Genomic DNA, 24,024 nt, shown 5'->3' on the forward strand with positions numbered 1-24,024 from the left:
ACCAATAGATAGAGATCGTGCAGCACCAGACTTTGAACATGTACGATATTTTGAAAAAAAGGGGTAGATACAATGCGCAAGCGCGGCAGTCGACTTCTGTTATGGGTGAGCATCCTGGCGATGGCGCTGACGGTTCTGGGCGGTTGCGCCTCCAAGGGGGCGGACACGGTCAACCCGGGCAGTGACGCGCCGAAGGACGGGGAGGCAGCTCAGCAGAAGCTGTCTCCGGATGAACCGGGCTGGAAGGCGGACACTTCGCCGATTACGTTCGATTGGTATTTGAACTTCTCCTGGTTCCCGAACAAATGGGGAGTTGATCCGACATCCCAATATATTACGACAAAAACCGGGGTCGATATCAACTTCATCGTGCCGGCGGGCAATGAGAACGAGAAGCTGAACACGATGATCGCCTCCGGCAAGCTTCCCGACTTCATCACGCTCGGCTGGTGGGAGGATGCCGTCAAGCTGATGGTGGATGGCGGCCTCGTCCTGCCGCTGGACGAATTGGCGGAGCAGTATGATCCGTACTTCGTGAAGGCGGCCGACCCGGCGAAGCTGTCCTGGTACCGCCAGCCGGACGGCAAGACGTACGTCTACCCGAACGCGTCCTCCTCGCCGAAGGACTTCCAGAAGTTCGGGGATCAATATGTGTCGAACCAGACCTTCGTCGTGCGCAAAGATATGTATGAAGCGCTCGGCAAGCCGGACATGCGGACGCCGGAGGGCTTCCTGAACGCCCTGAAGGCGGCGAAGGAGAAGTTCCCGGAAGTGAACGGACAGCCGCTGATTCCGATCGGGGTTCATGAGTTTACGGAATTCGGCAATTACACGTTCGAAGGGTATCTGCAGAACTTCCTGGCCATTCCGATGGAGAAGGACGGCAAGCTGTACGACCGCACCTCCGATCCGGAATATACGGCCTGGCTGAAGACGTTCCGCCAGGCGAACGAGATGGGACTGCTCGCGAAGGATATCTTCATCGACAAGCGGCCGCAGATGGAAGAGAAGATCGCGCAGGGCCGGTACTTCGCGATGATGTATCAGCGTTCCGACTTCGCCGCGCAGGAAGCGGCCTTGTACGAGAAGGATCCGGACTCGGTCTATATCGCGATCGACGGCCCGGCCAATTCCAAGCTGGATCCGCCGACCTTGTCCGGCCCGGCCATCTCCGGCTGGACGGTGACGCTCATCTCGAAGGATGTGAAGGATAAGGCGCGCGCCATCCGCTTCCTCAGTTATCTCATCAGCGAGGAAGGGCAGAAGGATATGTTCCTGGGCGAGAAGGGCGTCACCTACGATACGATCGACGGCAAGGATCAGTTCAAGCCGGAGGTGCTGGAGCTGCTGAACAAGGACCGCACGGCCTTCGACAAGCAGTACGGCGCGTCGCATACGTTCTGGATGCTGATGGATACAAATATGCAGATACAGTGGAATCCGCCAGCCGTCGAGCCTTTCAAGCAGATGGAGGATTGGACCCGAGGCAAGACGGTCGGATTCTCGCAATACGATCTGCTCGACCCGACGGGCAATTCGGAGGAAGGCATCGCGAACAACAAGCTGAAGCTGCTGTGGGGCAAGGCTCTCCCGAAAATGCTGCTGGCCCAGTCCGATGAGGAATTCGATCAAATCTTCCAGGAATATATCGAAAAGCGGGCTGCCAGCGGTTATGATAAGGTAGAAGCTTACAGGCAGGCCCGTTTTGAAGAAAATGTGAAGCGGCTGGAAGAGTTCTTGAAATAACAGCAAACATTCCCCCAATGCTCGCCTGGCGGGCGGAGGGGGAATTTTGTCATGGCGGGAGTGAGGTTATGTTCCGGCGCATCCGGGCCAGGCTTCCCTGGCTTATCGTCTGGCTGGAGCGGCGGACGCTGCAGCAGCGTCTGGTGGCCGCCTATGTCTTCATTATATTGATACCGAGCATATTCGTATCGACCTTTATTTTGAACGGCTGGTATGACCGTTACCTGGAGGAAGCGCTCCGTAATGCGGAGTTCCTGCTTGAGATGGAGCATGTCCATATCGAGAACCAGATCGAGACGATGGGGCGCGCCGCGCAGCTGTCGATTTCGGACAAAGAAGTGATCTACTATCTGCAGGAGACGGACGAGCCGCCTACGGCGGAATTGATTGAATTCAACACGAACGCGTTCGCCAATCTGATGCGCATCCAGTTCAACAATCCGAACATTGAGCATCTGCGGCTGTTCGCCACCAACCCGAAGACTCATGAAATCTGGCCGATAATCCTGCATGAGCGCCGGATCCAGGCCCAGCCCTGGTATCCGACGGTGATGGCCAGGCAAGGGATGGAATGGTGGAACTTCGAGCGGACCGATCCCGACGTCATCCAGCGCTACAAGGAGGAGCCGGATTCCAGGCAGCCGAAGGTATCGCTGCTGCGCGAGATCGAGATTCCGAAGGACCATCATGTCGGTATCGTGCAGGTAGATATGCTGTTGAGCAAGTTCCTGCCGAAGGTGTACGGCTCGTTCCAGGACGAGCATTCCCAGTTGTTCCTGTTCGATCGGACGGCGGAGCTGTACACGAAGCCGGGACATCCGTTCCTGCTGCATTACGGCATGCAGGAAGACGTCATCGCCGCGCAGTACAAGCGGCTGGCTGCGGCGGGCCAGGAGCAGCACCTGCAGTTCACGTATAAGGATACCCCGTTCCTGATGGTGTATAAGGACATCCCGCGGCTGGATGCCAGACTGGTGAACGTCATCTCGCTGGAGAAGGTATTCTCGGACATTCGCGGCATGCGCAATGTGATGATTATCGTCAATATCGTCACGCTGCTGGCCTTGTCCGTCACGACGGCCTTCATCCATTCTTTTATTTTGAAGAAGCTGCATCAATTGACCGATTCGTTGAAAAAGATGCGCCAAGGCCGCTTCGACGTCAATCTCGATATTCGCGGCGGCGGAGAGGTCGGGGAGCTGGCCCATCATGTCCGCAAAATGGCGCAGAAGATTAATGAGCTCGTCGCTGACGCGGTGAACAAGCAGGCGATGACGAAGGAGGCGGAGCTGAAGTCGCTGCGCAACCAGATCGACTCCCATTTCCTGTACAACACGCTCGAAAATATCAAAATGCTGGCCGAGATCGAGAACCAGCTTGCCATCTCCGATTCGCTCACCTCGCTCGGTGCCCTTATCCGCTATAATCTGCGCTGGCCGAGCGAATATGTGACGCTCGGCGAAGAGATCGAGCATGTCCGCAACTATGTCGCCTTGATGAATCTCCGCTTCGATGAGCCGGTGCATCTGCATGTCGATGTGCCTCCCGGGCTGGAAGGGCGGGAGGTGCTGAAAATGATGCTGCAGCCCATCGTGGAGAATTCGCTCAAATATGCCTGGCTGAGCCTGGATGACGAGCGGGAGAAGCGGATCCGCCTGACGGCGTGGAGCGAGCTGGACATTCTGAATCTGGAAGTGACGGACAACGGATGCGGCCTGACGGAGGCGGAGGCGGACGATCTGAACCGGATGATCCGCCGCGAGGAGCCGGAGGAGGCGCATGCGGAGCCGGCGGCCGGCAATCAGGGAGGAATCGGCCTCCGCAATGTCCATCAGCGGCTGGAGCTGTATTATGGCAAGGAGTATGAAATCCATATCTCGGGCATGCCCGGCAGGGGGACGAGCGTCAGCCTCGCCTTGCCGTCTTGCGCGAGGAGAAAGGAATCGTGAGCGATGCGCAGACTGCTGATCGTCGATGACGAGAAAAATATCCGCTTCGGGCTGAAGGCGATGATTGAACGCCAATATCCCGATGCGTATCGTATCGGGCTGGCCCGGCATGGCCGCGAGGCGCTCCAGGAACTGGAACGCTCCCCGTACGATCTGATCATTACCGATATCCGGATGCCGATGATGGACGGCCTCCAGCTGTTGGAGCATCTGTCCCGGGAGCCGAATCCGCCGCAGGTCATCATGCTGAGCGGGCATGACGATTTTCATTACTGCAAGGAGGCGCTGCGGAACGGGGCGGCCGACTACCTGCTGAAGCCGATTCAGCGGGAGGAACTGTTCCGTGCCCTGTACAAGGCCGGAGAGGCGCTCGAGCGGCAGGCCGAGAACCGCTCGATGCTCGACTCGGCGGAGCGGCTGTTCGCCGAGTATCGAGTCAGTCAGCTGCACTATGTGCTGCTGAATCGGGATATGCCGCTCCCGGAACTGAAGCGGGTGGAGGCGGCGATCCGCTTCGGCGACGTCGGCTCTCCCTACCGGGTGCTCGTCTTCAAGCCGGCAGGGTCCGCTGGCCGGAGCTGGAGCGGCGAAGAGCTGGCTTCCGCGGTGAAGCATCTGTGGAGCGGCGGGACGCCGTCCGGAGATGAGGTCGGCTTCATCGGCAAGGAAGGGCATTATGTGTTGATTACCGCGCATGAGGAGCGGGTGCAGGCGATCGCGGAGGCGCCGCGGCGCGAGCGGAGGATGCCGCTGGCGGCAGGGATCAGCCGTCCGGCAGTGGGGCTGGAGAGCCTGCGGCTGGCGCATGCCCAAGCGGTAGAGGCATGGACAGGAATCTTCATTGAGCCGAAGCATGCGGTAAGGTTTCACGAGGAACCTGCCGGCCTGCACCGGGAGTACACGCGGCCGCTGGAAGAAGTGCATAAGCTGGCGAACATGCTGGGCACCGATCGCGATAAGGAATTGCGCGCTTTGCTATATGATCTGTTCGATCAGGATAAGCTGATCGGGTACGGCATCGCCTATCTGGAGGAGCTGCGAAGCCTGATTAACGAGCGGGTCATCGACGGCGTGTTCCGCGTGCACGGGGCTGCCCCGGCGGAATTGCTGGCCAGCTCGCGCGATGTATGCGACATGTTCCGGTTCAGCGACGCGCAGACTTACGTGAAGGCGCTGGAGCAGTTCCTGCTCAATCTGAGCCGCTATATGTCCGAAGTGCGCCAGGCCCATTCGGAGCGGGAAGAGATGAAGGAAGCGATCCGCTATATTCGGGAACACTACGGCAAGCCGCTGACGATGGCGATGGTGTCGAATCATGTCTCGCTCAGCTACACGTATTTCAGCGAGGCGTTCAAGCAGTACACCGGAGACAGCTTCGTGAACTATGTCAAAAAGGTGCGGCTGGAGGAAGCGAAGCGGATGCTGGCGGAGACGAATGACAAAATTGCGGACATCAGTCGCACGGTAGGATACGAGCATGTCAAGCAATTTAACCGTGTTTTTAAGGAGTTGGAAGGAATTACTCCGCACGAATATCGCAGGAAACAAAAAAGTGAGCGCTTTCGCGGAAGCTTTGCGGATTGACTCGGCTTTTGTCGGTTCGTTATAATTATGAGCAATATGGTTTGGGAGGCTCGGTAATGACACAGCCACATGAAATGATCGTCGTCCTTGATTTCGGAGGACAATACAACCAGCTAATCGCGCGCCGAATTCGGGACTTGGGGGTATATAGCGAGCTGATTCCGTATAACACCCCCGTGGACAAGATCAAGGAACTGAACCCGAAAGGGATCGTGTTCTCCGGCGGGCCTGCCAGCGTGTACGAGGAGAACTCGCCGCTGGTGGATGAGGGCATCTATGAATTGGGCATTCCGATTCTCGGCATTTGCTACGGCATGCAGATGATGTCCCATCAATTGAAAGGCAAGGTAGAACGGGCAGGCAAGCGGGAATACGGCAAGGCAGAGGTTGTCTTCCAGCCGGAATGCGGTCTTGCGGCCAACCTGGAGCCGAACCAGACGGTATGGATGAGCCATACGGACCTCGTCGTCGAGCTGCCGGAAGGCTTCCGCATCGATGCCGGCACGGAGCATGCGCCGATTGCGGCCATGAGCCACCCGGAGAAGCGCTTCTATGCGGTGCAGTTCCATCCGGAAGTGCGCCATTCCGTACATGGCAACGAGATGATCAAAAACTTCCTGTATGAGGTGTGCGGCTGTCACGGCGACTGGACGATGGAATCGTTCATCGAGGATAAGGTTCGCGAGATTCGCGAGACGGTCGGTGACAAGAAGGTGCTGTGCGCCTTGAGCGGCGGGGTCGATTCCTCTGTCGTCGCAGCTCTGATTCACCGCGCCATCGGCGATCAGCTGACATGCATGTTCATCGATCACGGCCTGCTCCGCAAGGATGAAGCCGAAGGCGTCATGGAGACGTTCGTCGGCAAGTTCGACATGCATGTGGTCAAGATCGACGCGCGCGAGCGCTTCTTGGGCAAGCTGGCCGGCGTGTCCGATCCGGAGCGGAAGCGGAAGATTATCGGCAATGAGTTCATCTATTGCTTCGATGAGGAGTCGGCGAAGCTGGGCGAGTTCGATTTCCTGGCGCAAGGCACGCTGTATACGGATATTGTAGAGAGCGGAACGGCAACCGCGCAGACGATCAAGTCTCACCACAATGTGGGAGGCTTGCCGGAAGATATGAAGTTCAAGCTGATCGAGCCGTTGAACGCGCTGTTCAAGGACGAAGTGCGCAAGGTCGGCGAAGAGTTGGGCCTGCCGCGCGCTATCGTATGGCGCCAGCCGTTCCCGGGACCGGGGCTCGCGATTCGCGTGCTTGGCGAAGTGACGGAGGATAAGCTGAAGATCGTTCGCGAATCGGATGCGATTCTGCGTGAGGAGATTGCCAAGGCAGGACTCGATAACGAGATTTGGCAATACTTCACCGCGCTGCCGGACATGAAGAGCGTCGGCGTCATGGGTGATGCCCGCACGTATTCATACACGGTCGGCATCCGGGCGGTTACGTCCATTGATGGCATGACCGCCGATTGGGCGCGCATTCCGTGGGATATTCTCGAGAAGATCTCGGTCCGGATCGTGAACGAGGTCGACAACGTCAACCGGATCGTCTATGACATCACGTCGAAGCCGCCGGCGACGATTGAGTGGGAGTAAGAGGCAGGCAAGGCAGTGCCATAAGCCTTCGTTCCATGTGGAACGAAGGCTTTTTTTTGCCAACTTTGGCGGGAATGAAATATACTTTAGTTCGAGGGAAATGCTTCATAGGTCTAATTCACGGATATCTATCACGGACTTTTTTCTTATTTTAACAAGACTTTAGAACTATATTAATAACCAAGATATTGAAGGAAACTGCGACTAACGATATACTGTGAAAGTTACATATAGTTACGAAGTTGGGATTAGGAAGAGAATGGACAGAGGAGGCTCGTGTCATGAAGAAGAAGGCAGTAATTACGATTACAGCAGCTGCAATGGCATTCGGCATTGTCGCTGGCGCCAGCGCGGCACCGGTATTGGAGAAGATCAGCGCGCAACTGAACTGGTCCATCAAGTTCCAGGTGAACGGGAAGGAATGGAAGGCGCAGGACAGCGCCGGCAACAAGTTGGCGCCGATTGTTTATGGCGGAACGACGTATTTGCCGGTACGGGCGGTCGCCGATGCGCTGGGCACGGCCGTCGAGTATGATTCCAAGAACGATACGATTTATTTGGGAGAAAAATCAAGCACGACACCGATTACTTCCGAAAAAATAAAGCTCAGCTACTCCTCGATGTCGACAAAAGACAAGCAATATACGGTTCAGGGGGGCGTCGATTACGGCTCGGGCATCGTGCTCGATGAACTGAACTCGGCGGCGAAGTCGTTCGAGCTCCAGCCGGAGAATAAATATCAGAAGCTGGACTTGAAAATATTCGTGCTTGATGTTGAAGGCGAAATCAGCGTCAAAGTATATGATGACAGCGATACGGTGCTCAATCATGTCAAGCTGTCGGCACAGGATAAAATCCAGGATATTTCCGTGGATATTGGCGGAAGCAAGAACATCCGGATCGAAGGTCAGACTTCTGTATTCGACAAAGGCAAAATTTTCGTGACCGGAAATTACCGGTAAGCTAATTATCGGACAGCGCCCCGCGGTCTCATTGCCCGGGGCGGTGCCCTAGCGGAAGTAAACGTTCTTGTCGCGGCGGCAAGAGCGTTTTTTATTTGGAGTTTTTCTGAAAAACACGAACAAATCATAAAGTTGAGATATTAATGTTCGGATTTATCGTTGACAAAATTCGAGTGCAAGCTATACAATGAGTACGTAACCTCATACGTGCTCTTTTTCGTATAATCCCGGGAATTGGCCCGGGAGTTTCTACGAGATCACCGTAAATGATCTGGCTACGAAGGATTTTGGCACCGGACTGCGCATACGTCTGTCCGAACGCTTTGCCCTGCCTGCCGCGGCGCGCTTTCCCATTGACAAGGGATGGGGCGCAGCGCTCAGGCGAATGGCGGGTGCAGCTTGCCGACCTTAGTAGCCGGAACTCGGGAGAATCTCCTGAGTTCTTTTTTTGTCCCTTGTAAGGGGAAGGTGCTGCGGAAGCGGGAAGTGCGGGATTAGGTTGCTCGGAACAGAGAGATTATCAGTTCATGGGGAGGATGTAAACGCATGGATCGCTTCTTCAAAATTAAGGAGCAAGGGTCGACGGTAAGAACGGAAATAATGGCAGGGATTACGACCTTCATGACGATGGCATATATTTTGGCCGTCAATCCGAACATTTTGACTGCTTTCGGCAAGACGGGCATGGAATGGTATCCAGTCTTTCTCGCGACTGCGATTGCCGCTGGGATTTTTACGATTGCGATGGGGATTTTCGTCAACTTCCCGGTCGCGTTGGCGCCGGGGATGGGACTTAACGCATATTTCGCTACGGTCATCGTATCGACGGCCGGCTCGGATCACCCGATTACTTGGCAGATGGCCTTGACCGCCGTATTCATTTCCGGGATTGTGTTCTTCCTGCTGACCGTCACGCATATTCGGCAGAAGCTGCTGGAAGCCGTGCCTGACGCGTTGAAGCATGCAATTACCGTTGGTATCGGATTGTTCATTACGATTGTCGGCTTGAAGAACAGCGGCCTGCTGTCGGTATCCGTCGAAGCGGTGAACGACGTGCCGAAGGGCGTATTTACGCCGCTGCAAGGCTTCGAGACCGTCTTCGGACTCGGAAGCTTCACCGACCCGAACGTGCTGCTCACGATTATCGGATTGGCGCTCATTTCGGTATTGATGATTTTGAACGTGCCGGGCGCGATTTTGTTCGGCATCCTCGGAACGGCCCTGATTGCCATTCCAATGGGATTGATTGATTTCAGCTCGCTGCAGGGCGCTCAATGGGTGCCTGACTTGACGCAAATGACGGTGTTCGAATTCGACTTCGCCGGCATTATGGGCGTCGGCATCGTGTCGATTATTTTGACCTTCACCTTCGTTGAATTGTTCGATACCTTCGGAACGCTGGTCGGCACGGCTAACCGTGCCGGCTTCATGAAGAACCGCGAAGAAGGCAACAAGCGCGTCGGCAAGGCCATGTTCGTCGATTCTATCGCGGTCGGCGGCGGCGCCGTGCTCGGCACAAGCACCGTGACGGCCTTCGTCGAGAGCTCGGCCGGGGTAGCCGCCGGCGGGCGTACCGGGTTGACCTCGGTCACGACGGGTATCTGCTTCCTGCTTGCCTTGTTCCTGGCACCAGTGATTGCCCTGATTCCGGGACCGGCTACGGCGGCGGCGCTGATTGTCGTCGGCGTTCTGATGATGCAAGCCGTGCGCGAGATCAACTTCAATGACCTGGTCATCGGCATTCCGGCGTTCATGACGATTACGTTCATGCCATTCACGTACAGCATTGCGAACGGAATCTCCTTCGGTATTCTCGGCTATGTGCTGCTGGCCTTCGTCGCGAACGTATTCGGCAAAGGCGAGCAAAAATATAAAATTCATTGGCTGATGTGGATTTTGTTCGTCCTCGTCATTCTCCGCTACGTGTTCATGGGCGGACATTAATAGATGCAGCGCACCGGCGGCATGCATATGGCATCGTCCGTGCAGCAGAAGTTATACCAGCCGTTCATCGGCTTCATCCAAGACTCGCATCCAGGAGGAACTCACTTCATGAAAAAACTCGCAACGACTCTCGCTATGATACTTGCCCTGGGCACGCTGCTCGCAGCCTGCTCCGGCGGCAACAATGCCGAAGGAGGCAAGGACAAGCCGACGGAATTGGTCATCTCGACATGGGGATTTGCCGAAGATGCAATGAAGAAGAACCTGTATGAGCCGTTCGAGAAGCAATACAATGTCAAGATCGTCACCGAGATTGGCAACAACACCGACCGCCTCAACAAAATCCGCCAGGGCAGCTCGAAGGTCGACCTGATTTACTTGTCTGACTATTACGCGCTGCAGGGCATCGAGGAAGGGCTGTTCGAGAAGATCGATCGCAAGAACATCCCGAATATCGACAACCTGTACGATATCGCCAAGGCCCCGCTTGGCCAAGACTACGGACCGGCACATACGGTCGCGCAGCTCGGCCTCGTCTACAACGCGGATGAGGTGAAGGAGCCGGTGGAATCCTGGGAGGATCTGTGGAAGCCGGCGTTCCAGAACAAGCTCGCGCTGCCGAATATTACGATTACGACCGGCCCGATGCTGATCGATATGGCGGCCAAGCATGGGGGCAGCATGGATATGGCCACCGACGCGGCCTTCAAGGCGCTGCAAGAGATCAATCCGGGCGTCGTGAAATATTACTCCAAGTCGGCCGATCTCGTGAACATGTTCGCGCAGGGCGAGGTCGTGATCGCGCCGATGCAGGACACGTTCTATGGCAGTGTCTCGGAGGCGGTGCCGTCGGCCAAGTTCGTGACGCCGAAGGAAGGCGCGTATGCGCTGCTGAACACGGTCAACGTCGTCAAAGGATCGAAGAACAAGGAATTGGCTGAGAAATTCATCAACTGGCATCTGAGCCAGGAGGTGCAGCAAGCCAATGCGCTCGATCGGGTCGATTCACCGACCAACAAGCTCGTCACCTTGACGGAAGAGCAAGCCACAGGCATGACCTACGGTGCAGACGTCGTCGAGAACCTGAAGACATTGGATTTGCGCAAGGTGAATCAAGAGATGGCAGACTGGATCGACCGCTGGAACCGGGAGATCGAGTAGGCCGGGATGTATAGAAGGTAGGGAGGGCTGCTGGAATACGCACCCTCTTTTTTATTCCACCCTAGCGGATTACAAGCCAAGACAACAGGAGAACACAACCTATGAAAAAACGATTTTTGTGGCTGCTGCTGCTGCCGGGACTTCTGTTCCTTACCGTTTTTATGATTATTCCGATCTTTCTGACGATCGGGTCCACCTTTTTCAATGAAGGGCAGTTCACGATTCAAGGCTATGTCAAGCTGCTCGGTGATCCGTATATTTTGAAAATTTTGCTGACGACCCTGGAAGTCAGCCTCGTGACGACCGCCGCCTGCATCCTTATCGGGTTCCCGACGGCCTATTACATTTCCAAAAAGAAGGCCCGGCTCAAAGGCATCCTGCTGGCCCTGGCGCTGTTCCCGATGCTGACGAGCGCCATTGTCCGTTCGTTCAGCTGGATGGTGATTCTCGGCAAAAACGGGATCGTCAACAACCTGCTTACCGGCATCGGCCTTGTGGACGAACCCTTGAAAATATTGTACACCCCGGCGGCCATGATGATTGGCCTGATCCATCTGTTCCTGCCGCTCATGATCATCTCGCTCGTCGGAGTGATGGAGAACATCGACGGCGATCTGCTGCGCGCCTCCGAGAGTCTCGGCGCCTCGCGCCTCAAAGGCTTCATGAGCATCATCGTGCCGCTGTGCGTGCCCGGGCTCATCGTGGGCAGCATTCTCGTCTTCGTCGGCAGCCTGACGGCCTATACGACGCCTCAGCTGCTGGGAGGGAAGCAGCGCGTCATCGCCACGTTCCTCTATCAGAACGCGATGACGCTCAATGATTGGACGATGGCATCCATTATCGCCACAGTGATGATTGTCGTCACGTTCATCATCATCGGATTGATGAACCAGCTGGCGCGCAAATTGAATCCGAAGGGGTAACGAACATGAAGGACACACATCGCGGACTCGCCCTGTTTACGGCTCTCGTCTTTCTCTTTTTGCTGGGGCCGCTGCTTATCATTATGGCTACATCGTTCGGAGACAGCTCCGTGCTCCGATTTCCGCCGGAAGGATTCTCCTTCCGCTGGTACCGCAACATTTTCGACGTCGAGATGTTTATGACGACGTTCAAGGTGACGATTGTCGTCGCCTTGGCGGGCAACCTCATCGCGCTTCTTATCGGCGTTCCCGCCGCCTATGCCCTCAGCCGCTTCCATTTCCGGGGCAAAGGGCTGCTCAATTCGATTTTCATATCGCCCATCCTGATACCGGGCGTCGTGCTCGGCTTCACGATGCTGAAATATTTGGTCGTTCAGTTCCAATTGCCGATCTACACCAGCCTGTTAATCGGGCATATCGTTCTGATGCTGCCGTTCATCATTCGCGTCATCGCATCGAGCTTGTCGAACTTCGACTATGCGGTCGAGGAAGCGTCCATGAGTCTGGGCGCCAGCCGCCTGAAGACCTTCTTCACGGTCGTCCTGCCGAATATCCGATCGGGACTGATCGCGGGTGTATTGCTCGCGTTCCTCGAATCGTTCAACAACGTCGACATCTCGGTGTTCATGACCGGACCGGGGGTCAGCACGCTGCCGATTCAGATGCTGACCTATGTCGAGAACTATTTCGACCCGACCATTGCAGCTATCTCGGTGCTGCTGATGGTCGTGACGGCCCTGCTGATGTTCTTGATCGAGCGCCTGATGGGACTCTCCTACTTCACGAAAAATAACTAGCATAAACGGAGGCCTGACGACCATGGAATACCTATCATTGCAAAATATATCAGTAGCTTATGAAAAAAATACGATCTTGAAAGATTTCTCGCTAAATATTCAGGAAGGGGAGCTTATCTCCCTGCTTGGCCCTTCGGGCTGCGGCAAGACGACGACGCTCCGCCTTATCGCGGGCTTCCTGGAGGCGAAGGACGGCAAGTTCATGTTCAAGGGCAAGGATTACACGAAGATGCCGGTGAACAAGCGGAACTTCGGCTTCGTCTTCCAGAGCTATGCGCTGTTCCCGCATATGACCGTGTTCGACAATGTCGCTTACGGCCTGCGCCTGCGGAAGGTCGACAAGGCCGAGATCGGGAAGCGCGTCCTCGCCATGCTGGAGATCGTCAATCTGAAGGGCTTCGAGAAGCGCTTCCCGGGCGAGCTCTCCGGCGGCCAGCGCCAGCGCGTCGCGATTGCCCGCGCGCTCGTCATCGAGCCGGATCTGCTGCTGTTCGATGAGCCGCTCAGCAACCTGGACGCCAATCTGCGCGTCAACATGCGCGTCGAGATCCGGCGCATTCAGAAGCAGCTTGGCATTACTACCGTCTATGTCTCGCATGATCAGGAGGAATGCTTCTCGATCTCGGACAAGGTGGCGATAATGAACAAAGGCATCATCGAGCAATTGGACGCCCCGGCGAACATCTACAAATACCCGGCCACCGAATTCGTCGCCCGCTTCATCGGGTTCAACAACTTCATCGAATTCGGCAGCATGAAGCAGGACGGCAACCTTATCACCCTCGAAGGGGAAGGGAACGTGCGGCTTCAGGTCGTCCACCGCTCGGGACACCCGATCACCGATGCGATGAAAGGCGCCATCCGGCCCGATGATCTCATCGTGCTGGCCGAAGGCGAACTGAGCGGCTTCGCGGACAGCGGCGCAGATGAACTGAACGGCCCATCCGTCAGCGGCGCAGATGAACTGAACGGCTTCTTCGAGAACAGCGCTGGCGGGCTGAATGGGACCGCTGGCAAGGCTGCTGGAGCGATGGCTCGACCTATAGGAGGCCTCACCTCCGAGGAGCTGGCGGCAGGCTGGAACACGATTCCCGGCCGTATCAAAATCAGCACCTTCCTCGGACGGAGCTATCAATACGTCGTAGAGACGGCTCTTGGCGACTTCACCGTTAACCGGGAAATGGAGCAGCCGTTCGATCGCGGCACGGCGGTCAAGCTGGTGCTGCCGAAGGAAAAAGTCGTGCTGGTTCGCGCCGAAGCGTAAGCGTGCGAGAGAACATATATCCCTGCCAATGAACCGTTACTGCCGTCCGTCTGACTGGCGATTTACGAGAGAACGGGGACAACAAGGAGAGTGCAGCCATGAAGATCGATTTGTTGATAAAAGAAGTGCAAGTGTTCAACGTATACTTGAAGCGGTTCGTGCCAGGCAATGTCGCGGTGCTCGACGGGCGCTGCCTGTATGCCGGCCAGCGCGGAGAAGAGACATTCGAGGCGGCGCAGACAGTGGAAGGCCGCGGGCGCTATCTGATTCCGGGCCTGGTCGATATCCATCTGCATATCGAGAGCACGATGGTGACGCCGCATACGTTTTCGCACGGAATTATTCGCAACGGCGTGACGACCATCGTCTCCGAGCCGCATGAGATGGCCAATGTATTTGGTCTCGAGGGCGTGCAGGAAATGATCCGGGCCAGCGAAGGCTGCGCCGCCGATATTTTGTACGCCATTCCGAGCTCGGTTCCATCCACGCCGCTGGAGACGGCGGGCGGCGAGATCGATATCGAGCATATCGATGCGCTGCTGCAGGAAGAGCGGGTCGTCTGCCTCGGGGAGATCATGAACTCGGTCGACGTGCTCCGCGATCCGGACTGCAAGACGAACCGTATCCTCAATCATGTCCGCTCGAACTATCCGAAGCTGGTCATCGAGGGGCATACGCCGAAGAAGCTGGTCGACTTGGAACTGGCCCGCTTCATGTTCGCGGGCGTCGATTCCGACCATACCGAACAGGCCCCGGCCAGCATGCGCGACCGGTTGGCGAACGGCATGTTCCTGGAGATTCAGGAGAAGTCGATGACGCCGGACATTATGAAGATTTTGATAGAGGAAGACGTAGCGGAGCTGTTCTGCTTCGTTACGGATGACGTCATGGCCGATTCCTTCGTCCAGGACGGGCACCTGAACCATATCGTGCGCAAGGCGATCGCGATGGGGATGGCGCCGGAGCGGGCAATCTACGCGGCGACCTACACGCCGGCCCGGCGCATGCAACTGCATGACCGCGGCGCCATCGCTCCGAACAAGACGGCGGACTTCGTCCTGCTCAGCAATCTGGAGCAGTTCACGATCGACGCCGTATACAAGAACGGGCGGCTGGCATATGAAGCCGGAGCGCCTTACAAGCAAGCGGAAGCCGCTCGCCGCTTCCCGGCCCATTTCTATCGCAGCGTCCAGCTTGCCGAGATGACCGCGGCCGACTTCGAGGTCCGGATCGAAGCCGAGGACGGGACCCATACGTGCCGCGTCATGGAAGTCGTGAACGGCACGACGAATACGAACGAGCTGCACAAGCCGGTCGAGGCAGCTGACGGCCGTCTCCAATGGGAGGCCAGCCCGTACGGGCTCATCGCGACATTCGAGCGCTATGGCAAGAACGGCAACCGCGCATATGGCCTGATTACCGGCAATACCATTAAGCGCGGCGCCATCGCGACGACAAATTCGCATGACAACCACAACCTGCTCGTCGTCGGCCACTCCCCCGAGGATATGGCGCTTGCCGCCAACACGGTCATTGCCGATCAAGGCGGCTTCTGCGTCGTCGAGGACGGCAAGGTCATCGCTCATGTGCCGCTCCCGGTCGGCGGCATTCTGTCGGAGCAGCCGCTCGACCAATTCGGCCCGGCCGTGAAGCGGCTGCGCGAAGCGATGGAGTCCCTCGGTTATGAGCACTATAACCCGATTATGTCTCTCAGCACGCACTCGCTTCCGGTCAGCCCTTCGCTCAAAATTACCGATCTCGGACTGATCGACGTGGAAGCCGGGGCCGTTGTACCGTTGCTGGTCGAGAAAGAATAGTGTCCAATCCGGCAACGGGTCGCGATCTTGATACTGTACTCGCCTTCCTTAGGAAGCATGCATGACGCGTTGTGGGCAACCATCGTCTAGGGTACACATCACACTAACAGCCCGCTCGCATGACTGCCAGAAGCCCCCGCCGGCTGACAATTGATGTCGGCCGGCGTTTTTATTCGGATTTTGCTTTAAGCTAGCTGACGCTTTTAGGCTGTTGCAGTTAAGCTGATCTTTTGAGCTGATGCTTTTGAGCTGACGTGTTGGGATGTCACTTTTGAGCTGACGCTGTTGGGATGACACTGTTGGGCTGACGCTTTTAGGCTGATGCTGCTGGGTTTAACACTGTTTACGTTGAGGTGCTTCAGCCAGCCGGCCACTGGTTGTGTCTGTAGGTGTATTGCATTATCTAAATATCGCTACATCCCTATGATGAGTGCGCCCTCTTCCTAGTCCCAGTGCTAGTTCCCGCCTTAAGATCAGAATCCCACTCGCTCAGGGTTCCTTCACATCATTCACAACCGATTTCTCGAGCTTCTATCGTTCGTTCTTATGCTGATTATCCCAACCGCTCAGGGTGCGAGAAGGTGGCCCGGCAGATTCCTCCCTTTCAGGACTACGCCCAATCCTCCGAATGAATGATTCAACGTTACATATACACCCTTTCGACCTTATAATAATCCTCCCAACGACTCAGGTATGCCCTGCGATCCAATGGCGGTTTCCCAAAGACTTAGGTGTTCCCTGGGAACCAATGGCGGTTTCCCAACGACTCAGGTATGCCCCGCGATCCAATGGCAGTCTCCGAAATCCTTAAGGTTTTTCTTCAACCCTAAGATGCGTCTCTTGAAATCTACCCCCAGTGATGCATCCCAACGACTCAGGATTTTCCGGTGCCCCTGCGTCCTGCTATGATTCTCCTGCTATGATTCATTTATCTGTTTAGCTGTTTTTCTTGACCAACGATGAATTAGTTGACGATTCAGGTCTTCCCTGCAATTTTGCGGCCTAACGATGAATTTCCCAATCCTTCAGGGGAACTTCAAGACTTCATGAAAGCCAATTCACCCACTGGGCGAGGGCTTCAAATCTTTCTCTTTATTGGAGACGTGCTATAAAAGAAAAGTGTAATTCCATTGACACCCTTGACTTGGGAACAAATGTTTGGTATCCTTCATATAGGAACATACGTTTGTGGTCCTGGATATTTAAAGGGGGGCGCTGTGGTGGAAGACTTGTTGGGTGCTGGAACTTTGGGGGAAGTGATGAACCGATTTCCAACGGAGGCATCTTGTATTCCTGTTCTGTTCTCGTTCAAATGGCCTCAAGGCTTCCGCTGCCCGAATTGCAGGCATCCCAAGGCTTACTTTATTCGTACACGGCGGCTTCCTCTATATGAATGCGGCTCTTGCCGCCATCAGACATCCCTCACGGCAGGAACGATTTTTGAAGGCAGCAGAACCTCGTTGCGGAAGTGGATTGCGGCAATTTGGCTCGTCTCTAATCCAAAGGAAGGCATTAATGCGGTCCGCTTGCGCTCGATTATTGATGTCACTTACAAGACGGCATGGTCGATGCTACATAAAATTCGCACAGCGATTAGCTGTGCCGATGAAGGGAAGCGGCTGGAAGGGCATGTGCATGGCTTTATTGCCTTCAACGGCCCTAAACTATATCCCAGTGTCGATCTTGCGCCTCGGGAGCAGCCGATTATCGTGGCGGCTTCACTGGCTTCGAATGGGGAAGGACGCCACTACAAAATGAAACTGGTGAATCGTCGGCATATGTCTGGGAAGCTGCTGCTTCCTTGCGGCCGCGATCGTTTTATCGAAGAACATATTGCCGCGCCGGAATGGAACGTCACTATAATCCGCCAGCGATTTCGGGTCAAGCAAAGTCCATTATATGGCGTATTTCGGCGAGCGCAGCGATGGTTATGCGAGACGTTCCGTGGGATAAGCGGCAAGTATCTGCAGTATTACCTGGATGAATTTTGCTACCGGGAAGAGTGCAGGGCCCGCGAAATGGCAGGGTGGGAACCTTTGGCCGCGATATGCTGTGCAGACAACGGGGCAAGGCAGCGGTACTTATGGCGGACAACCTCCTCGCCGAACGGTGGCCCCTTCCTTACCGCTGCCTGAATATATAGCGGGGTTTGCCTGAGCACTATATTAGGCACCTCGGGAATTATCGGATGAGCAATTTTTTGTGCTAGCCTATTAGTTTGCTGCCAAGTTAGAGTTTTCACTTACTTGATCCGAAAAATAGAGCGTAGCATTTTCGGAAGAGCATATCGGCTTGCCTTTCCTGAACGACGGGGATATTGGTTATAAGAGTTCAAAGGGATGTCTTGTTGCTTAGTTAGTCGATTAAATGGCTAAGTTGTCTTCTGAGTCGTTGGGATATCGGTCATAAAAGTCATAACCCCATTCCTTACAAGGTGTGCAACAAGAATGGATGCTGAGGGAGACGATGGCGGGAGGGACATGGGCGAAGGGGGATACGGGGAGAGATACGGGGAGAGCCGGACTGGTGCACCGGCCCTGCCTTTCTTTTTAGGTGTCCTGTACCGCGGTAGTGGAGTGGCCCTCTACGAGTTGGGGTTGGAACATGATTTTTTGCTTGGGCATATCCGGGTTGTCGGATTGGCGCAGCAGCAATTGAATCGTCTCCTTGGCCATCTCCGGAATCGGCTGCAGTATCGTCGTTAGGCGAGGAACGACGATCCGGGACAGAATTGTATCGTCGAAGCCGATGATCGATAGATCGTCGGGAACGCGCAGTCCGAGCTGCTGGGCGGATTGCATGGAACCGACGGCGAGCAGGTCGTTGCAGGTGAACAAAGCCGTAGGCCGGGTATCTGTTCCAAGCACGCGGGCGGCGCCCGCCAAGCCGTCCTCTAACGATGAATGGACCGTCACGATCCAATCTTCATTGACGGCAAGTCCGGCGTCGCTCATCGCCTGCTTCGCGCCGCGCACCCGGTACTCGCCGCTCGGGCTATCCTCCGTGACGATGCCGATGCGGCGGTGCCCCAAGGCAATCAGGTGCTGGATCGCGACGTAGCCTCCTTTGAAATCATCCACGGTAATCGTATGCATGGATAAGGAAGGAATATCTTTGGAGAAGAGCACAACAGGGAAGCCCTCGGGAATGCTCTCTTGCAACAGCGGCCACCGCGAAAATTCGCAGGCGACGATAAGGCCGTCAATCTGTTTGCGCTGAAGCAGGGAAATATAGTTCAGGCCTTTATCGTCCTTGTTGTCGGTGCTGCACATCACGATGCTGTAGCCTTCCGCCTGGGCCTGATCCTCTAGATTGCGTGCGACCTCGGCAAAGAACGGGTTGGCCAAATCCGAGATGAGCAGGCCGAAGGTCGATGTCTTCTTGCCCGTCAACGCCGACGCGACGACGCTCGGCTGGTACTGCAGTTCTTTCATCACATGGATGACCCGCTCCCGCGTCTTCCCGCTGATGTTGCCGGTGTGATTGACCACCTTGGACACCGTGGCGATGGAGACGCCGGCCGCTTTTGCGACATCATAAATCGTAGCTTTCATAAACGAACCTCTCTAACTGGCTTACCGTGTAAACCTATCATCATGCATGCTCCTAGCTATCTCAATTATAGACAATAAAAGGAGAATGGACTACATCTACCAACAACAAAAGGAGATCTGACTACATCTTCAAACAAAGTCTTGAAACAAAGAAAAGGAGAATGGACTCCATCCATTCTCCTCGATCTTGCCGGATCGTATTGATGTGGAAAACAACAGAAACACTACTTGGCGAACAGCCATTCATGAGCCGGATCGTTATGGAATTTCCAGGTCCGCTTCGGGCCTGCCATGACGTTCAAATAATAGGAGTCATAGCCCGGAGGCGCGGAGACGGGATGATACCCTTCCGGAACCAATACGACATGCCGGTGAGGAACGGCCATGTTCTCATCGAGCGTGCGATCGTCGTTGTAGACCCGCTGCATGACGAAGCCCTGTGCGGGGTTTACCTCGTGGTAGTAAGTCTCCTCCAAGTACGACTCCCGCGGCAAATCGTCCCGGTCATGCTTGTGCGGCGGATAGCTCGACCAATGCCCTGCTGGCGTAAAGACCTCCACGACGAGCAGGCTGTCCGCTTCCTTCTGTTCCGGCAAAATGTTATGGATATGCCGTTCCATGCTTCCTGACCCGCGCGTCTCTACGCCGACGTCTTCAGGCGCGATGACGCGGGCGGGATAAGTTCCCTTGCCCGGCCCTGAGCAGACGGCTAATTCCAGCGCCGTCTCGGCCTGCACGGAGTAGCGGTCATCGTTCGGCACATAGACGGAGAAGGGAGGGATGCGCTCGAAGACGCTCATTCGATGACCAAGCGTGCCGAACGATTGCTTGGCGGTCTGGATTTTCGCTTTCCCGCTTAACAGGACAAGACAGACCTCCCTATTGTTCGTATCCCGTTCCAAGACCTCGCCCGGCCGCAAGGAATAGACTTCGAAGCCGACATACTCCCAGCCGGCGCTTTGCGGGGTGACCGATAAAATTTGTCCGTGTTCGTCTCGCGGTCCCGGTGCAACCATTAATTTCGACATGATAGAATCTCTCCTCCCGAGCCAAAAGTAAAAATTCCAAGGGCGGTCTTGCTGGGACAGCCCCCCCTGGCGGCTGCTTATTCCGCACATGCGGACTCAACCGTATGTTTCTGACCTTACCTGCTTTACTGCCCGAGTACGGATAAGGATGGGTGCTCCAGCTTGACGGGGCGTCCGCTGTCCAGCGACTCCTTCGCCGCGCGTGCGATTCGTTCCGCCTGCAGTCCGTCGTTCGCATCGCACGCGACAGGCCGTTCATGAAGCACGGCCTGCACGAATTCTTCGACTTCCCGAATATAGGCTTGTGTATATCGTTCCAAAAAGAAATATAACGGTTTGTCCATATGCACGCCGTCTGCCGTAGAGACAAGCGCGGTAGAGGCGCGGTCATTGTCCATAGTGACGCTGCCCGCCGAACCGAACGCTTCGAGACGCTGATCATACCCGTAAACGGCCTTGCGGCTGTTCTCAATTATCCCGAGAGCGCCGTTCGCGAAGCGGAGACTGATGATAGCGGTATCGATATCACCCAACTCGCCGATGCGCGGATCAATCAGATTCGCTCCTTGGGCGTACACTTCGGTCACTTCGCTCTGCATGACGTAGCGCGCCATGTCGAAGTCGTGAATTGTCATGTCCATGAACAAGCCGCCCGATGTGGCTATATATTCGGGCGATGGCGGCTCCGGATCGCGGGACGTGATGCGCAGCAGATGCGGAGTCCCGATCTTGCCCTCTTGCACGATATCACGCGCTTTCTGGAAGTTATGGTCAAAACGGCGATTGAACCCAACCTGCATCTTTACGCCCGCTGCTTTCACGGCGGCCACGGCCTGTTCCGTGGCGTTGAGGGAGAAGCTGACCGGTTTTTCGCAGAAAATATGCTTGCCCGCTTGGGCTGCCTCTTCAATGATTGCGGCGTGCGTGCTCGTCGGCGAGCAGATGAACACGGCCTGAATGTCCGGATCATGCAGCAAATCGCGGTAATCGCTGGTCACAACCGGAATTCCAAGCCCGGAAGCCCAGGCGTCCAAACCGTCGATACATACGTCCGATATGGCGCGAACTTGCCCGTCGCGCATTTGTTGAAGATGGCCGGCGTGCAGCTTGCCGATGCGCCCGGCGCCGATGATTCCCACTTGCAGCATAAATTATCCCTGCTTTCTTGGTAGCATAAAATCTAGGTAAAGCTAGGGAAAGCGCTTAACTCATAATCAACTATACGTGATAACTAAAGCGTTTTCAAGACAAAATCTTCGGGGGCACAGAGTAAGTGCGTTATGAAGGGCTTTAAAGCTCTTCATTTTCAATATGAAAAAACAACTGATTGTGAAAAAAAGAACTTTGAATTTTCATGGAAAAGCGTTTACATTCCCGAAATAGGAAGGATATAATACGCCGTAAGGTAAGCGCTTAACTCAAATGCTTGGATGAGTTCAGTCCGGAAGAATGTCTTTTATAGCGACCTGCAATGCGAAAGGAACGCATAACGGATGGATTGGAATTTTATAGGCACCTAAAGATGATGACTACGCGTTGGTAAGGACGGTGTTCGGAATGGAAACGATTCGCTTGACGACGGCCCAAGCGCTCGTCAAGTTTCTCGATCAGCAGTATGTCGAGTTTGACGGAGTGGAGCAGCGGTTTGTCAAAGGGATTTTTACAATATTCGGCCATGGCAATGTGCTAGGCTTAGGCCAGGCGCTGGAGGAAGACAGCGGCGGATTGGAAGTGTATCAGGGGCGGAATGAGCAAGGGATGGCCCATGCCGCGGTGGCGTTCGCGAAGCAGATGCGGCGAAAGCAGATCTGCGCCTGCACGTCTTCGGTCGGGCCTGGCGCCGCCAATATGGTCACGGCCGCAGCCACGGCTACGGCCAACCAGATTCCGGTACTGCTGCTGCCGGGGGATACGTTCGCCTCGCGCCAGCCCGATCCGGTGCTGCAGCAGATCGAGCAGCCGCATGACCTGACGGTATCGACGAATGACGCGTTCCGTCCGGTGAGCAAATATTGGGACCGCATCATGCGGCCGGAGCAGTTGATGACCGCGCTTCTTCATGCGATGCGCGTGTTGACGAATCCGGCCGATACGGGAGCGGTCACGATCGCGCTGCCGCAGGATGTGCAGGGAGAAGCGCATGATTACCCTGCATCGTTCTTCGCCAAGCGCGTGCACCGGATAGAGCGCCGTCCGGCGGCGGAATCGGCGCTCGAGGATGCGGTCCGGCTGATGATGAGCAAGCGCAGGCCGCTGATCATTTGCGGGGGCGGCGTGCGCTACTCCGAGGCCGGAGCGGAGCTGCAAGCCTTTGCGGAAGCTTTTGAGATTCCGCTGGCGGAGACGCAGGCGGGCAAGAGCGCGGTGCCGGGCTCGCATCCGCTCAATCTCGGCGGCATCGGGGTAACGGGCAACGGAGCGGCGAACGCGATGGCCAAGGAAGCCGATCTGATTATCGGCGTGGGCACGCGTTTCACCGACTTCACGACCGGCTCGAAGGAGCTGTTCAGCGGGGCCAACACGGACATTCTGACAGTGAACGTGTCCGAGTTCCACGCGCTCAAGCTGGAGGCGACGCCGATCGTGGCCGATGCGAAGGCGGCGCTGATCGCGCTGCGGCAGCGGCTGGAGGCGGCCGGGTACCGCTCGGGCTATACGAGCGAGATCGAAGGGGCGCGGGCCGCTTGGGGCGAGGAATGGAAGCGGCTGGCCGGCATCCAGTACGCGCCCGGCTCGTTCACGCCCGAAGTCGCGGGGCATTTGGACGAAGCGCTGCCGGAATATGCCGAGGCGCTCGGCAGCTGCCTGACGCAGACCCGGGTGCTGGCGGCGTTGAACCGGCTGCTCGGAGACGATGCGATCGTCGTGGGCGCCTCGGGGAGCTTGCCCGGCGACCTGCAGCGGATGTGGGTGGCCGAAGCGCCGCACTCGTACCATATGGAATACGGATATTCCTGCATGGGTTATGAAATCTCGGGAGCGCTCGGCGTGAAGATGGCGGAGCCGGAGCGCGAAGTGTACGCGTTCGCGGGGGACGGGAGCTACCTGATGCTACACTCCGAGCTCGTCACGAGCATTCAGGAAGGGCGGAAGATTAATGTCCTGCTGTTCGACAACAACGGCTTCGGCTGCATTAACAACTTGCAAATGGGCCACGGCATGGGCAGCTTCGGGACGGAATTTCGCGCCCGCAATGCATCCACCGGCAAGCTGGACGGACCGCTTGTGGGCATTGATTTCGCCCAGAGCGCCGCAGGCTACGGCGTGGTCACGTATACGGCGCGCACGCTGGAGGAGCTGGAGCAGGCCGTCGCGGACGCGAAGCGGCAGACGGTCTCCACGCTCATCGATATCAAAGTGCTGCCGAAGACGATGACGAACGGGTACGGCGCTTGGTGGAACGTCGGCGTCGCGGAAGTGTCCGGGAAGCCGGATATTGCGCGCGCGAGCGAGGAGCGGCGGCGGTTTTTGCAGCAAGCAAGACCTTATTGACACAAGGGCTACAGTGAAATATCGCGCCTTGGCGGAGCGGGCGGGGAGACTCCGGGATCCCGCAAGAGGCAGGCGGTGGCCGCATCATGCGGCACGAGCCGCTTGATGGATGCGGACGGGGGGACATGTTAAGAGGCCCATGTTTTCGCCGACCCGGCGTCCGACCCGCCCGGCATTCGGCCGAGGCGCGATGACATCAGGGAGGAAT

Annotated in this window: 16 protein-coding genes and 1 riboswitch; of the genes, 13 read left to right on the forward strand and 3 right to left on the reverse strand. The window is 56.2% G+C overall.

What is annotated here, in order from left to right; all coding sequences use genetic code 11:
- Positions 1-72 precede the first annotated feature (72 nt).
- The 12 genes from L6439_RS03075 to L6439_RS03135 all read left to right on the forward strand — a co-directional run bounded on the left by L6439_RS03075 (position 73) and on the right by L6439_RS03135 (position 17,877).
- Positions 73-1,746 (forward strand): extracellular solute-binding protein, encoded by a 1,674-nt coding sequence (locus L6439_RS03075; protein ID WP_168180965.1) that lies wholly within the window; start codon positions 73-75, stop codon positions 1,744-1,746.
- Positions 1,747-1,814: 68 nt separating this feature from the next.
- On the forward strand, positions 1,815-3,695 hold the full coding sequence (locus tag L6439_RS03080; RefSeq protein ID WP_213470122.1) for a cache domain-containing sensor histidine kinase: 1,881 nt from the start codon (positions 1,815-1,817) through the stop codon (positions 3,693-3,695).
- A 3-nt stretch (positions 3,696-3,698) separates the two neighbouring features.
- Positions 3,699-5,279: a response regulator gene (locus L6439_RS03085; RefSeq protein WP_213470124.1), complete on the forward strand. Its 1,581-nt coding sequence runs from the start codon at positions 3,699-3,701 to the stop codon at positions 5,277-5,279.
- A 56-nt stretch (positions 5,280-5,335) separates the two neighbouring features.
- On the forward strand, positions 5,336-6,874 hold the full coding sequence (gene guaA / locus L6439_RS03090; RefSeq protein WP_111155976.1) for a glutamine-hydrolyzing GMP synthase: 1,539 nt from the start codon (positions 5,336-5,338) through the stop codon (positions 6,872-6,874).
- A gap of 281 nt (positions 6,875-7,155) precedes the next feature.
- Positions 7,156-7,836: a stalk domain-containing protein gene (locus L6439_RS03095; RefSeq protein ID WP_168180968.1), complete on the forward strand. Its 681-nt coding sequence runs from the start codon at positions 7,156-7,158 to the stop codon at positions 7,834-7,836.
- Between the two features lie 197 nt (positions 7,837-8,033).
- Positions 8,034-8,134: riboswitch (purine riboswitch) on the forward strand.
- Between the two features lie 248 nt (positions 8,135-8,382).
- Positions 8,383-9,780 (forward strand): NCS2 family permease, encoded by a 1,398-nt coding sequence (locus tag L6439_RS03100; protein ID WP_006679109.1) that lies wholly within the window; start codon positions 8,383-8,385, stop codon positions 9,778-9,780.
- Between the two features lie 108 nt (positions 9,781-9,888).
- Positions 9,889-10,941: an ABC transporter substrate-binding protein gene (locus L6439_RS03105; protein ID WP_213470126.1), complete on the forward strand. Its 1,053-nt coding sequence runs from the start codon at positions 9,889-9,891 to the stop codon at positions 10,939-10,941.
- A gap of 101 nt (positions 10,942-11,042) precedes the next feature.
- Complete coding sequence (locus L6439_RS03110; RefSeq protein ID WP_213470128.1) at positions 11,043-11,864, forward strand: ABC transporter permease; 822 nt, start codon at positions 11,043-11,045, stop codon at positions 11,862-11,864.
- A gap of 5 nt (positions 11,865-11,869) precedes the next feature.
- A complete protein-coding gene (locus L6439_RS03115) occupies positions 11,870-12,661 on the forward strand; it encodes an ABC transporter permease (RefSeq protein WP_197258448.1) in 792 nt (263 codons plus the stop codon).
- Between the two features lie 22 nt (positions 12,662-12,683).
- The gene (locus tag L6439_RS03120) at positions 12,684-13,925 is read left to right on the forward strand and encodes an ABC transporter ATP-binding protein (RefSeq protein WP_213470130.1); all 1,242 of its coding nucleotides are present in this window, start codon (positions 12,684-12,686) and stop codon (positions 13,923-13,925) included.
- A gap of 98 nt (positions 13,926-14,023) precedes the next feature.
- Entirely contained in the window at positions 14,024-15,742 is a 1,719-nt protein-coding gene (locus L6439_RS03125; protein ID WP_213470132.1) for an adenine deaminase, read from the forward strand.
- 1,220 nt (positions 15,743-16,962) lie between these two features.
- Positions 16,963-17,877, forward strand: coding sequence for a transposase (locus tag L6439_RS03135; RefSeq protein WP_420540585.1), 915 nt, complete (start codon positions 16,963-16,965; stop codon positions 17,875-17,877).
- 414 nt (positions 17,878-18,291) lie between these two features.
- Here L6439_RS03135 and L6439_RS03140 read toward each other — a convergent pair whose 3' ends face one another.
- The 3 genes from L6439_RS03140 to iolG form a co-directional block, all read right to left on the reverse strand.
- Entirely contained in the window at positions 18,292-19,296 is a 1,005-nt protein-coding gene (locus L6439_RS03140) for a LacI family DNA-binding transcriptional regulator (protein WP_168180972.1), read from the reverse strand.
- 224 nt (positions 19,297-19,520) lie between these two features.
- Positions 19,521-20,324, reverse strand: coding sequence for a 5-deoxy-glucuronate isomerase (iolB, locus tag L6439_RS03145; protein ID WP_213470134.1), 804 nt, complete (start codon positions 20,322-20,324; stop codon positions 19,521-19,523).
- Positions 20,325-20,449: 125 nt separating this feature from the next.
- Complete coding sequence (gene iolG, locus L6439_RS03150; RefSeq protein ID WP_213470136.1) at positions 20,450-21,472, reverse strand: inositol 2-dehydrogenase; 1,023 nt, start codon at positions 21,470-21,472, stop codon at positions 20,450-20,452.
- Between the two features lie 409 nt (positions 21,473-21,881).
- Here iolG and iolD point away from each other — a divergent pair, with 409 nt between their 5' ends.
- The gene (iolD, locus tag L6439_RS03155; RefSeq protein ID WP_213470139.1) at positions 21,882-23,816 is read left to right on the forward strand and encodes a 3D-(3,5/4)-trihydroxycyclohexane-1,2-dione acylhydrolase (decyclizing); all 1,935 of its coding nucleotides are present in this window, start codon (positions 21,882-21,884) and stop codon (positions 23,814-23,816) included.
- Positions 23,817-24,024: the final 208 nt, after the last annotated feature.

Source organism: Paenibacillus dendritiformis (genome assembly GCF_021654795.1).
In the GTDB taxonomy this organism is placed as follows: Bacteria; Bacillota; Bacilli; order Paenibacillales; family Paenibacillaceae; genus Paenibacillus_B.